The organism is Rhizobium oryzicola, from assembly GCF_030504645.1.
GTDB classification, from domain to species: Bacteria; Pseudomonadota; Alphaproteobacteria; order Rhizobiales; family Rhizobiaceae; genus Neorhizobium; species Neorhizobium oryzicola.
Genome location: NZ_JAUKWQ010000001.1, coordinates 693,493 through 705,496 on the forward strand (window position 1 = coordinate 693,493; position 12,004 = coordinate 705,496).

11 protein-coding genes are annotated in these 12,004 nt (G+C 60.3%); 8 read left to right on the plus strand and 3 right to left on the minus strand.

Translation table 11 applies throughout. The features are described 5' to 3' along the window. Positions 1-2: 2 nt before the first annotated feature. Complete coding sequence (locus Q2T52_RS03355) at positions 3-1,421, minus strand: MFS transporter (RefSeq protein WP_302075252.1); 1,419 nt, start codon at positions 1,419-1,421, stop codon at positions 3-5. A 244-nt stretch (positions 1,422-1,665) separates the two neighbouring features. Between Q2T52_RS03355 and Q2T52_RS03360 the strand changes: the two genes are divergently transcribed. Beyond that, positions 1,666-2,667 carry an MBL fold metallo-hydrolase gene (locus Q2T52_RS03360; RefSeq protein ID WP_302075253.1) on the plus strand — a complete coding sequence of 334 codons (1,002 nt, stop codon included), beginning with the start codon at positions 1,666-1,668 and terminating at the stop codon, positions 2,665-2,667. A 57-nt stretch (positions 2,668-2,724) separates the two neighbouring features. Here the strand turns inward: Q2T52_RS03360 and Q2T52_RS03365 are convergent, their stop codons facing one another. After that, entirely contained in the window at positions 2,725-3,618 is an 894-nt protein-coding gene (locus Q2T52_RS03365) for an SDR family oxidoreductase (RefSeq protein WP_302075254.1), read from the minus strand. Between the two features lie 99 nt (positions 3,619-3,717). Here Q2T52_RS03365 and Q2T52_RS03370 point away from each other — a divergent pair, with 99 nt between their 5' ends. The 7 genes from Q2T52_RS03370 to Q2T52_RS03400 all read left to right on the plus strand — a co-directional run bounded on the left by Q2T52_RS03370 (position 3,718) and on the right by Q2T52_RS03400 (position 11,002). Then, complete coding sequence (locus tag Q2T52_RS03370) at positions 3,718-4,554, plus strand: helix-turn-helix transcriptional regulator (RefSeq protein ID WP_302075255.1); 837 nt, start codon at positions 3,718-3,720, stop codon at positions 4,552-4,554. Positions 4,555-4,699: 145 nt separating this feature from the next. Beyond that, positions 4,700-6,193, plus strand: a complete 1,494-nt coding sequence (guaB, locus tag Q2T52_RS03375; RefSeq protein ID WP_302075256.1) for an IMP dehydrogenase — start codon at positions 4,700-4,702, stop codon at positions 6,191-6,193. Positions 6,194-6,276: 83 nt separating this feature from the next. Next, a complete protein-coding gene (locus Q2T52_RS03380; RefSeq protein WP_436799480.1) occupies positions 6,277-6,696 on the plus strand; it encodes an MAPEG family protein in 420 nt (139 codons plus the stop codon). A 140-nt stretch (positions 6,697-6,836) separates the two neighbouring features. After that, positions 6,837-7,862: an alcohol dehydrogenase AdhP gene (gene adhP, locus Q2T52_RS03385; protein WP_302075257.1), complete on the plus strand. Its 1,026-nt coding sequence runs from the start codon at positions 6,837-6,839 to the stop codon at positions 7,860-7,862. Positions 7,863-8,041: 179 nt separating this feature from the next. Next, on the plus strand, positions 8,042-9,154 hold the full coding sequence (locus tag Q2T52_RS03390; RefSeq protein WP_302075258.1) for a DUF3734 domain-containing protein: 1,113 nt from the start codon (positions 8,042-8,044) through the stop codon (positions 9,152-9,154). 59 nt (positions 9,155-9,213) lie between these two features. Then, positions 9,214-9,996 carry a 3-hydroxybutyrate dehydrogenase gene (locus Q2T52_RS03395; RefSeq protein ID WP_302075259.1) on the plus strand — a complete coding sequence of 261 codons (783 nt, stop codon included), beginning with the start codon at positions 9,214-9,216 and terminating at the stop codon, positions 9,994-9,996. A 127-nt stretch (positions 9,997-10,123) separates the two neighbouring features. After that, the gene (locus Q2T52_RS03400; RefSeq protein ID WP_302075260.1) at positions 10,124-11,002 is read left to right on the plus strand and encodes a dienelactone hydrolase family protein; all 879 of its coding nucleotides are present in this window, start codon (positions 10,124-10,126) and stop codon (positions 11,000-11,002) included. Positions 11,003-11,005: 3 nt separating this feature from the next. Here Q2T52_RS03400 and Q2T52_RS03405 read toward each other — a convergent pair whose 3' ends face one another. Beyond that, positions 11,006-11,905: a hydrogen peroxide-inducible genes activator gene (locus Q2T52_RS03405; protein ID WP_302075261.1), complete on the minus strand. Its 900-nt coding sequence runs from the start codon at positions 11,903-11,905 to the stop codon at positions 11,006-11,008. Positions 11,906-12,004: the final 99 nt, after the last annotated feature.

The following is a 12,004-nucleotide window of genomic DNA, read 5'->3' on the forward strand; positions in this document are numbered from 1 at the left end:
CGTTACTCGCCCGCCGTCGCCGGTTGCGGTTCGGCTGCCTGCGCAAATCGTCGGTGGCCGGAAACGCTGGCACCCGTGCTGGCATCGAGCTTCAGAAGTGGTGTGATCGACAGAAGCGAGATGCCGGCCACCAGGAAGAAGGCGAGATGGAAATCCGCCAGCTGCAGGTGTGAGCCGGAAATGTAGGAAGAGGCTTCCAGCACGAAGGCCGCAAAGGCCACGCCCAGCGCGAGGCTGATCTGCTGCACGACGGAGCTGATGGAGGTTGCCTGACTGGCGTCGCTGTCATCGATTTCCGAGTAGCTGAGCGCGTTCGTACCCGTAAAGAACAGGGAACGGGCAAGACCCGCGGCAAACAGGAAGAAGGTGATCAGCATCGGCGGTGTCGAGGCAGTGAAGAAGCCGTTGACGGCGGTCATGGCAGCACCTGCAAGACCGGCGCCGATCAGCGCCGTGCGAAAGCCCGTTGCCGCAAACACGCGCTTTGCCACGAATTTCACACAGAGCGCCCCGAGCGCGCCGGAGAAGGTCGTGAGGCCCGACTGGAAAGGCGTCATGCCGAAGGCGAGCTGCAGCATCAGCGGCATCAGGAAGGGGATGGCTCCCGTCGAGATGCGGAAGGCGGTACCGCCCAGTATGGCCGTACGGAACGCTGTATTGCGAAACAGGGAGAGCCGCATCATGGGTGCCGGATGCCGCCCGGCATGGCGCACATAGAGCGCGCCGCAAATCAGGCCGACCGCGGTTGCCGCAATTCCCACGATCGGCGGCAGGGCCGGAAGGCTGACGACGGAAAGTCCGAACACGGTGCCCGCAGCCGCAAGTGAAATCAGCAGGAAGCCCAGCATGTCGATCGGCGGGGCAGGGCGCTTTTCGATTTCCGGCAGGTAGATGCTGGAGAGCCAGATGCCGAGGAGACCGACGGGAACGTTGATCAGGAAGATCCAGTGCCAGGTGAAATAGGTGGTAATGAAGCCGCCGATCGGTGGTCCGGTGAGGGGACCCACCAAGGCTGGAATGGTCAGCATCGCCATTGCGGAAACCAGATCCTTGCGCTCTGTCGTTCGCAACAAAACAAGGCGCCCAACCGGTGTCATCATTGCCCCACCCATGCCTTGCAGGAAGCGCGCCAGCACGAATTGCAGGACGGACGAAGAAATGGCGCAGAAGATAGAGCCGCCAACAAAGACCAAGATCGCGGCGCGGAAGATGGTTTTCGCGCCGAACTTGTCTGCCATCCAGCCGCTGACGGGAATGAACACCGCCAGCGCCACCATGTAGGAGGTGAGCGCCAGTTTCAGCGTGATGGGCCCAACGCCAAGATCGTTTGCGATGGCCGGCAGTGCCGTGGCAATGACGGTGGAATCCATCTGCTCCATGAAGAGGGCGACAGCAAGGATCAGGGGAACGATACGGTTCATGACAGGCGCGCTTTGAAAAGTCGAGGCAGGCGAGAACTCACTACGCCCATTGCCGGGGAAGCGCCACCTCAATTCGGTGTTCCGGCTGAGAGAATCACGATGACGTGACAACCGTTTCCTATCGTGCGGCTTTCCATATGTTTTCGTCCGAAGGTGACAAATCCGCCTCTTCATTCTTGCGTAGAAAGAGAGGGATATCGGCATTCAGGGCCGGGGCCGAGGTCGTGATAAACGGGAGGTTTCAATGGCACAGTTTGAAATGGGGCGACGGACATTGCTGGGCACGGCCGGATTGGGTCTGCTGGCGGCTCCAGTGATTTTGTCTGGCGCGGCTCTCGCGCAGGCACAAACCTCAAGCAAGACGGATAGCAACATGGCTGCAAATACACCGCCCGATATTCACCAGTTCAAGGTGGGCGACTTCCAGGTGACCGTGATCAAAGACGGTGCTCGGCCTTCAGGTAAGCCGAATGAAATCTTCGGCACCAATCAGTCGCCGGAAACTGTCGCCCAACTGCTGGACAAGAATTTTCTGCCAAGCGACCAGTTCGTCAACGGCTTTTCGCCGGTTCTCATCAAGGCGGGTTCGGAACTCGTTCTGTTCGATACGGGATTTGGCGAATCCGGGCGCGGCCAGGGCACGGGGCGTTTGCTGGACGGCATGAAGCTCGCTGGTTATCGTCCGGAAGATGTGACGGTCGTGGTGCTGACCCACATGCATGGCGACCATATCGGCGGCCTGATGGACGGCGGCAAGCCGGCCTTTCCGAATGCCCGCTACGTGGCGGGCCAAGTGGAATATGACTTCTGGACCAATCCGGCGCGTGCGGGAACCCCGGCTGAAGGTGGCCAGAAGGCAGTGCTTGCGAATGTCAAGCCGCTTGCTGAAAAGATCAGTTTTGTGGGCGATGGTGCAAGTGTCGTGTCCGGCATCACTGGCATGGCGGCCTTTGGTCATTCGCCCGGCCACATGATCTACAACGTGGAATCCGCTGGCAGGCGTCTGATCCTGACTGCCGATACGGCCAACCATTATGTTCTGTCGTTGCAGCGTCCGGATTGGGAAGTCCGCTTCGACATGGATAAGGCGCAGGCTGCCGCAACGCGCAAGAAGGTGTTCGACATGATCGCCGCCGACAAGGTGGCCTTCCTCGGCTATCACATGCCGTTCCCCTCGGTCGGCTATGCGGAAAAGCAGGATACTGGCTATCGCTTCGTGCCGAAGAGCTACCAGTTCGATATCTGATCCGGAAAATTGATCCTGCGGCCACGGCCGCAGGATCATACCGAATGCAGGCGCTCCTCAGACCGCTTCGTGTTCCAGATTCCGGATGTTTTCGATCAGTCCACGTCCGGACGGCTGCCATCCAAGCATCTGCTGGGTGGCAGCACTTGAGGCCGACATGTCGCTTTCCATGAAATGCGACAGCCAGCCGAAATGTTCGCCCGCCTTGTCGTGTGGAACGGATGTCACCGGCAGGTTCAGCCGCTCGCCGATGGCCGCGGCAATCGCATGTACGGGCACGCCCTCTTCCGCAACTGCATGATAGCAACCGCCATGCAGCGCACGTTCGACCGCCAGCCGGTAGAGGAGCGCCGCGTCATTCAAAGGACATGCCGACCAGCAATTGGTGCCCTCTGCAATCATTGCCGAGACACCGCGGGTGCGGGCCAGCCGAATGAGCTCGGTTACAAGTCCTTGCCGACGCGTGTCGTGGATTTGGGAGAGGCGCACAAAGGATATGTTGAGGCCTCGTTCCAGCAGAGCGCGGCCTGCACGTTCCGAGACGATGCGCGGATTGTGGCTGTTATTGTCAAAGTGATCCTCGATTGCCGGTTTGCCTTGCTCTTTCGTTCCGAAAGCCGTGACCGACGTGACAATGAAAGGACGACTGGAACCTTCAAGTGCCTCACCAAGCGCTTGGATGACACGGGCGTCCTTTTCGCAATTGGCGGCGAAGTTTGAAAAGTCATGGTCGAAGGCGGTGTGAATAACGGCGTCGCAGGCGCTTGCACCGGCTTTCAGTCCATCCGGGTCCGCGATGTCGCCGTGAAATACCTCGGCACCCATGGCGGTCAGTGATTCCTCGCCCGGGGCGGAGCGGGTAAGCCCCAACAACTGATGCCCCGCGCCGAGCAACTCCGCCGCAACGCGTGAACCGATGAACCCTGTTGCTCCTGTCAAAAAGATACGCATGCCGTGAGTCTCCTGTCTTGCTCGGAAAGCCTCATGCGCCTAGACTTCATCCTGTTAAAGTAGTGACTTTATCATGGTATAATTGCTAACCGGCTGATGATGACCCAACCTCCTGACACGCTGGCCGCCTATCTGAGGGATCGACGTATGCGGCTCGATCCGGCCACCTTCGGCATTGCGAGCAGTCGCCGCAGAACGCCAGGCCTGAGACGCGAAGAGGTAGCGCAAAGGGCCAATATAAGCGCAACCTGGTATACGTGGTTGGAGCAGGGGCGGGGTGGCGCACCCTCCGCAGATGTTCTCAACCGCATCGCCAAAGGCCTGATGCTGACCGAGTCGGAGAGGCAGCATTTGTTCATGCTGGGGCTGGGGCATCCGCCGGAGGCAAGGTATCGACCGGTGGAAGGTATTTCACCGCGCCTGCAACGGCTCTTGGACGCCATGGAAACCAGTCCTGCCATCGTGCGAACAGCAACCTGGGATGTGGTTGCGTGGAATCCCGCCGCTGCCATCGTCATGACCGATTATGCGGCACTGCCGCCCGCGGAACGCAACATCCTGCGGCTGGTGTTTTGCAATCCCCGGGTCCGGGCCGCTCAACAGGATTGGGCGGAGATCAGCCGCTTTGTCGTGGCCGCTTTCCGCGCGGATGCCGCGCGCGCCGGCGCCAGTTCGGAGATCACCGACCTGGTGGCCGAACTCTGTGCGCAAAGCCCGGAGTTTGCCAGTCTCTGGAACGCCAATGATGTCAGCATTTACGGGGAGGGGACCAAACGCCTCAACCATGCCATTCTTGGACCCATCGAACTTGAATACTCTGGATTTTCTGTAGACGGGCGTCCCGATCTCGGCCTTGTCGTCTACAATCCGGTCTGCCCCGGCGATGCGGATCGCATCCGCCTGCTGGTGCGGGAGCGGGTGGCAGCGAAGCGGTGAATACTGCTGCAAAGACTGCGCTTAGGTTTTTCCTATTCCCTTCCCGTCATAACCGTGTTACCAGCCCTCGCCAACTTCCCATTCCCGAAGAACGCTTCCGGCATCCTCCCGCCGGACGAACTTCTTTTACCGAAGGAACTTGGCCATGGCACGCATCATAGAAACTGCAACTGGCGCTGAGGCGCTTACCTTCGACGACGTGCTGCTACAGCCCGGCCATTCCGAAGTGCTGCCCGGTCAGACACATATCGCCACCCGCATTGCCCGCGATATCGATCTCTCGCTGCCCATTCTCTCTTCCGCCATGGACACCGTCACCGAAAGCCGTCTGGCGATTGCCATGGCGCAGGCTGGCGGTATCGGCGTTATCCACCGTAACCTGACGCCGATCGAACAGGCCGAAGAAGTGCGGCAGGTGAAGAAGTTCGAAAGCGGCATGGTCGTCAATCCGGTCACGATCGGTCCCGATGCAACGCTCGCCGAAGCTCTGTCGCTGATGAAGGCGCATGGCATTTCCGGCATTCCGGTCGTGGAAGGTGCTGCCCGTCCCGGTCGCCTCGTCGGTATTCTGACAAACCGCGACGTGCGCTTTGCCTCCAACCCGTCCCAGAAGATCTACGAACTGATGACGCGGGAAAACCTCGTCACCGTCAAGGATGGTGTCGACCAGCAGGAAGCCAAGCGCCTGCTGCACTCCCACCGCATCGAAAAGCTGCTCGTGGTGGACAATGACGGCCGCTGCATCGGCCTTATCACCGTCAAGGATATCGAGAAGTCGCAGCTGAACCCGAACGCTTCCAAGGATGCGCAGGGCCGCCTGCGTGTGGCCGCCGCGATCTCCACCGGTGACGATGGCCGCGAACGTGCCGAGCGCCTCATCGATGCCGGCATCGACGTGATCGTCGTCGATACGGCCCACGGCCACTCCCAGAAGGTTCTGGATGCGGTGGCGCAGGTGAAGAAGATGTCGAACTCCGTTCGCATCATCGCCGGCAATGTCGCAACCGCTTCCGGCACACGCGCACTGATCGAAGCCGGTGCCGATTGCATCAAGGTCGGCATCGGTCCGGGCTCCATCTGCACCACGCGCGTTGTCGCCGGTGTCGGCGTTCCGCAGCTCGCAGCCGTCATGGCTTCCGTCGAGGAAGCCGCCAAGAGCGATATCCCTGTGATTGCCGATGGCGGCATCAAGTTCTCGGGCGACATGGCCAAGGCGATTGCTGCCGGTGCCTCCGCTGTCATGGTCGGCTCGCTGCTGGCCGGTACGGACGAAAGCCCGGGCGAGGTCTATCTCTACCAGGGCCGTTCCTTCAAGGCTTACCGTGGCATGGGTTCGGTAGGTGCCATGGCGCGCGGCTCGGCAGACCGTTACTTCCAGGCGGAAGTGCGCGACACGCTGAAGCTGGTGCCGGAAGGCATTGAAGGTCAGGTGCCGTACAAGGGCCCGGTCTCGGCTGTGCTGCACCAGCTTGCGGGCGGCTTGAAGGCTGCCATGGGCTATGTCGGCGGCAAGGATATCAAGGACTTCCAGGAGAAGGCGACCTTCGTTCGCATCTCCGGTGCAGGCCTTCGCGAAAGCCATCCGCATGGCGTGACGATCACCCGCGAAAGCCCGAACTATCCGGGTGCCGGCAGCTGATCGTTCTTAATCCGGGCGGTGCGTAATGGCGCCGCCCTTTTTCATTTCGGCTTTTACTCTTTCGTCTCGTAAGTGGGGAATTCATGCTGTCCGACCAATCGATGATCTGGCCCATGTTCGCGCATGTCATGCTGGTTTTCGGCTTGTATGTGCTGTTGTCGAAGCGTCGTTTTGCGGCGGTGAAGGCGGGGCGTGCGACCGTTTCCCAGTTTCGCGAAAACCTCTCCGAGCCGGAAGACAGCCTGTTCGTCCATAACAACCTGAAGAACCAGTTCGAATTGCCGATCTTCTTCCATGTGGGCTGCATCGCGGTTTACATCCTCAATGCCGATAACTTCGGCACGGTCGCGGTGGCATGGCTCTTCGTGGTATCCCGTTTCGCGCATAGCTATATCCACGTGACCTCCAACCGTATCCGCCACCGGCGCGCCGCCTTCATCGTTGGGCTGCTGTCGCTTTTGGCGATGTGGGGATGGGTTGGTGTCTGGATGGTTCTGACCTAAGGGCGCCCCTTTGCGGCGGCCTTTGCGGCAGATCAAACTGCCTTCTCCCGTGATCCTCTAGAACCTGAAGCGCCGGACGATTGTCCGCCAGCTTCAGTCGCGACCTCCTCGTGAGTGTCGCCCCGTTCGAGGAGAAGATCATGGCCGCAATGATGAAAGCCGCGGTGGTGCGCGAATTCGGCAAGCCGCTGGTGATTGAGGAACTGCCGATCCCGGAGCCGGGACCGGGTCAGATCCTGGTGAAATACGAGGCGACCGGCGTCTGCCATACGGATCTGCACGCTGCCAATGGCGACTGGCCGGTCAAGCCCAACCCGCCCTTCATTCCCGGCCACGAAGGCGTCGGCTATGTCGCCAAGCTCGGTGCCGGGGTTACCCGCATCAAGGAAGGTGATCGCGTCGGCGTGCCGTGGCTGCACACGGCCTGCGGCTGCTGCAACCCCTGCCGCACCGGCTGGGAAACGCTTTGCGGCAGCCAGCAGAACACCGGCTATTCCGTCAACGGCACCTTTGCGCAATATGGTCTGGTGGACCCGGACTTTGTCGGCCGCCTGCCGGATAATCTCGAATTCGGCCCGGCAGCTCCCGTGCTCTGCGCCGGCGTCACTGTCTACAAGGGCCTCAAGGAAACCGAAGTGCGCCCCGGCGAGTGGGTGGTAATCTCGGGCATCGGCGGACTTGGCCACATGGCCGTGCAATATGCCAAGGCGATGGGCATGCACGTGGTGGCCGCCGATATCTTCGATGACAAGCTGGAGCTGGCGAAGAAGCTGGGCGCCGATGTCACCGTCAATGGTCGCGCGGCCGATGCCGTGGAGCAGGTGCAGAAGGCAACCGGTGGCGTGCATGGTGCGCTGGTGACGGCAGTCTCTCCGAAAGCCATGGAGCAGGCCTATGGCTTCCTGCGCTCCAAGGGCACCATGGCGCTGGTCGGCCTGCCGCCGGGTTTCATCTCGCTGCCGGTGTTCGATACGGTTCTGAAGCGCATCACGGTGCGCGGCTCGATTGTCGGCACGCGCCAGGATCTGGAGGAAAGCCTTCAGTTCGCCGGTGAGGGCAAGGTCGCCTCGCATTTTTCCTGGGACAAATTGGAAAACATCAACGACATCTTCCACCGCATGGAGGAAGGCAAAATCGACGGACGTATCGTCCTCAATCTTCAGTAATAGGCCGCGAACAGCCTATAAAGCCGCTCCGTTCACTTGGAGCGGCTTTTCGTTTGTCGAATCCTGCGATCGTGAACAAAGTTTAATCCGGCAAGGGTGCAAATTTGTGTGCGCTGCACCATGTTGAAGACATTGATGCTGCAGTTGCTCTGACTGCTTCTCAAGGAGTCTTCGATCCCATGCGGCCCACGCAGAACATTTTCGTTTTCCAGGGTGGTGGTGCTCTCGGCGCCTATCAAGCCGGCACCTATGAAGCGCTGGAGAAGCATGGCATCCATCCTAATTGGCTGGCCGGCATCTCCATTGGCGCCATCAACTCGGCGATCATTGCCGGTAGTCCGCAGGGGCGTGCAGTCCAGAATCTCCGCCAGTTCTGGGAGATGGTCTCCTCTAATCTGGATCTGGGCTTTGCACCGCATGATGAGTTCAAGCGGCTCTTCAAGGATGCGGCGGTGATTTCATCCGCGATGACGGGCGTGCCGGGATTCTTCTCGCCGCGCCTCTACACGCCCTATCAGCTCCTGCTCAATCCCGATGCGCTGATAAGCCATTACGATACGGAACCGCTGATCAAGACGCTGGAAAGCCTCGTGGATTTTGACCGGATAAACCGCGGCGACGTGCGCGTCAGCCTGGGAGCCGTGGAGGTTTTGACGGGCAACTTCGCCTATTTCGACAATCGCGACACGAAGTTGACCGCTCGCCATGTGGCGGCATCGGGCGCCCTTCCTCCGGGCTTTCCGCCGGTGAAGATCGAGGGCAAATATTACTGGGACGGTGGTCTCGTGTCGAACACGCCGCTGCAATACGTGCTGGCGGCGGACGATGTGGAAGCGGACCTCGATATCTTCCAAGTCGACCTGTTCTCGGCGCGCGGCTATATGCCGAAGGACTTGCTGGAGGTGGATGCCCGTACCAAGGAAATCCGCTATTCCAGCCGTACCCGCATGAACACGGACGAATTCGCGCGCAAGCAGATCTTGCGCCGCGCGGCCCGCCGCCTGCTCGAAAAGCTGCCGCCTGATTTGCAGGATGACGAGGATGCGGTTCTGCTGCGCTCGGTCGGCATCGAATACGATGTCAACCTCGTGCACCTGATCCACCGCACCGCCGCTTTCGATTCCCACGCGATGGATGCGGAGTTCTCCCGTGCCTCCGTCGAGCAGAATTGGAAGGCGGGCTATGACGACGTCGTCAGCACGCTCAATCATCCGCGTTGGAAGAACCGCGGCCGCCCCAAGAACGGCATCCAGATCTTCGACCTTGCCCAGGATAAGGCCGAACAGGATTGATCGGGCGGGTCACCGATAGCCTCACTTTCACATCCCAAATGTCCCAAGGAGACTTCAGAATGAAACTCGACGGCAAAGTGGCAATCGTGACGGGTTCGGCCAGCGGCATCGGCGCGGAAATTGCCAAGCGCTATGTGTCGGAAGGTGCAAATGTTGTCATCGCCGACCTCAATCTTGAGGCGGCGCAGGCAAAGGCTGCGGAACTGGTCGCCATGGGACCCGGCAAGGCCATCGGCGTCGCGATGGACGTGACGAGCGAGGATGCGGTCAATGCCGGGGTAGCAGCCACCGTGCAGCAGTTCGGCCGGGTCGACATTCTCGTCTCCAATGCCGGCATCCAGATCGTCCATCGCATCGAGGATTTCCCCTATGCGGATTGGAAGAAGATGCTGGCCATCCATCTGGACGGCGCTTTTCTCACGACCAAGGCCTGCATTCCGCATATGAAGAGCCAGGGCGGCGGCGCGATCATCTATATGGGCTCGGTGCATTCGCATGAGGCCTCGCCGTTGAAATCGGCTTACGTCACCGCCAAGCATGGTCTTCTGGGGCTTGCCCGCGTGGTGGCCAAGGAAGGCGGGTCTTCCGGCATTCGCGCCAATGTCATCTGCCCCGGTTTCGTGCGCACCCCGCTGGTCGACAAGCAGATCCCTGAGCAGGCAAAGTCGCTCGGCATCTCCGAAGATGAAGTGGTGAAGAAGGTCATGCTGGGCGAAACCGTGGATGGCGAATTCACGACCGTTGCCGATGTGGCTGAGGTTGCCTTGTTTTTCGCGGGCTTTGAGACGAATGCGCTGAGCGGCCAGTCGCTCACCGTCAGCCATGGCTGGCACATGGGCTGACAGGCGACCCGCCGATCCGTTGGGCAGGGCTTCACGTAAACGTGTGTCGGAACGCAAGACGGGTGGCTGTTCAGCCGCCCGAAATATTCCATTTTGCTGCCGATGACACCGACAGGAGGCACGTGCCATGAACGACAAGCCAACCGTGACCCAGGCGATGATCGACGCCTATGACGAATACACCCATCTGAGCCTCGACCGCCGCAAATTCATGGAAAAGCTGACCGCTCTTGCGGGGTCCGGTGCTGCTGCCGCGGCAATCGCCCCGCTTCTCGGGACCAGCAAGGCGAAGGCGGCTATCGTTGCGGAGAACGATGAACGCGTGACCGGCGAAATGGTGACCTATCCCGGTGCCTCCGGTGAGATGAAGGGCTATCTGGCGCTTCCGAAGACCGCTGCCGCACCCCTTGGCTCGGTCATCGTCATCCACGAAAATCGCGGTCTGAACGACCATCTGCGCGATATTTCCAGGCGTCTCGCTGTCGAAGGCTTTGCGGCGCTGGCACCGGATTTCCTCTCCCCGCAGGGCGGTACGCCCGACGATGAGGACAAGGCACGCGAAATGTTTGCCAAGATCGACATGGCACAGGTCGTGGCGAATGCCGAAGCGACGCGCGCCTGGTTGGCAGCCCGCAAGGGCGCCAACGGCAAGGTCGGTGCTATCGGCTTTTGCTGGGGCGGTGGCGTGGTCAACCGGCTGGCGGTCAAGTCGCCGCTGCTGAATGCCGGTGTTGCCTATTACGGCGCCCAGCCTCCGGTATCCGAGGTGCCTGCCATCAAGGCACCGCTGATGCTGCATTATGCCGGCCTGGATGACCGCATCAATGCCGGCATCCCTGACTACAAGAAGGCGCTGGAGGCCAATGGCAAGAGCTTCCAGATCTTCGTCTATGAGGGCGTCAACCACGCCTTCAACAATGATACGACCTCGGCACGCTATGATAAGCCGGCAGCCGATCTCGCCTGGGGCCGCACCCTGGATTTCTTCAAGAAAAACTTGACCTGATCGTCATGTTGAACGAGCGCTGGCGCAGTCGATCACGGCCTGCGCCAGCGCCTTCATGTCGTCTCTCCGCCCACTTGCACGCCGCCAGACCAGCCCGATCTCACGGGATGGTGCAGGATCGGCAAAGGGCAGGATGCGGATGTTCATGCGGGCTGCCTCCGTCTCGATCGCCATTTCCGGGATCAAGGTCATGCCCATGTCGTGCGATACCATCTGCAGCAGCGTCGACATGGAGGTTGCCCCGAAATTCACCAGGCTACGTTTCTTGGCAACATTACAGACGGCCAAGGCCTGATCGCGCAGGCAGTGGCCTTCCTCCAACAAGAGTAGCCGATCGACATCCACCTGCGTTTCCGTCAGCGGCGACATCAGAATGTCCTGCTGGTTGTTTGCCATCGCCATGTAAAAGCGGTCTGCAAACAGGGATTGGGCGGCAAGGCCGTCCTCTTCGATCGGCAGGGCAGCAACCACCGCATCCAGCCGTCCCTCGCGAAGATCGGCGATGAGACGATCGGTAATCGCTTCCTTCAGTTCCAGTTCGACCGTTGGGTGGCGCTCGCGCAGGCAGGGCACCAGCTTCGGCACGAGATAGGGTGCGACTGTAGGGATGATGCCGAGCCTTAGCAGGCCATCCAGCGTTCCGGCTGAGCGACGCGCGGCTTCTTCCAGCCGGTCTACGCTGGCGAGGACGGCGCGTACATGAATGAGAAGCTCCTGGCCCTTTCCCGTGAGGAGCGTGTTGGATCGGGTCCGTTCGACCAGCTGGACACCAAGGTGCCTTTCCATCTCCATGATCTGCGCGGAGAGCGCCGGCTGGCTGATATGGACCATTTCGGCCGCGCGGCCGAAATGCAGCGTGGTGGCGAGCGCTTCGAAATAGCGCAGTTGACGGATGCTAATCATGATAAGAATTTCCTATCATATTTTGCATGAAATTCAATTTGAAACTATGGAACTTTTCGCAGAATGTTCCCGCGGAGACACTCGTGACTGCCAAACAAA

Excerpts from the sequence above, each read along its gene's own strand:
- adhP (WP_302075257.1), top strand. The coding sequence starts at position 6,837 with ATGGCCGCAATGATGAAAGCCGCGGTGGTGCGCGAATTCGGCAAGCCG.
- Q2T52_RS03395 (WP_302075259.1), top strand. The coding sequence starts at position 9,214 with ATGAAACTCGACGGCAAAGTGGCAATCGTGACGGGTTCGGCCAGCGGC.
- guaB (WP_302075256.1), top strand. The coding sequence starts at position 4,700 with ATGGCACGCATCATAGAAACTGCAACTGGCGCTGAGGCGCTTACCTTC.
- Q2T52_RS03400 (WP_302075260.1), top strand. The coding sequence starts at position 10,124 with ATGAACGACAAGCCAACCGTGACCCAGGCGATGATCGACGCCTATGAC.
- Q2T52_RS03370 (WP_302075255.1), top strand. The coding sequence starts at position 3,718 with ATGACCCAACCTCCTGACACGCTGGCCGCCTATCTGAGGGATCGACGT.
- Q2T52_RS03365 (WP_302075254.1), bottom strand. The coding sequence starts at position 3,618 with ATGCGTATCTTTTTGACAGGAGCAACAGGGTTCATCGGTTCACGCGTT.
- Q2T52_RS03380 (WP_436799480.1), top strand. The coding sequence starts at position 6,277 with ATGCTGTCCGACCAATCGATGATCTGGCCCATGTTCGCGCATGTCATG.
- Q2T52_RS03405 (WP_302075261.1), bottom strand. The coding sequence starts at position 11,905 with ATGATTAGCATCCGTCAACTGCGCTATTTCGAAGCGCTCGCCACCACG.
- Q2T52_RS03355 (WP_302075252.1), bottom strand. The coding sequence starts at position 1,421 with ATGAACCGTATCGTTCCCCTGATCCTTGCTGTCGCCCTCTTCATGGAG.
- Q2T52_RS03360 (WP_302075253.1), top strand. The coding sequence starts at position 1,666 with ATGGCACAGTTTGAAATGGGGCGACGGACATTGCTGGGCACGGCCGGA.
- Q2T52_RS03390 (WP_302075258.1), top strand. The coding sequence starts at position 8,042 with ATGCGGCCCACGCAGAACATTTTCGTTTTCCAGGGTGGTGGTGCTCTC.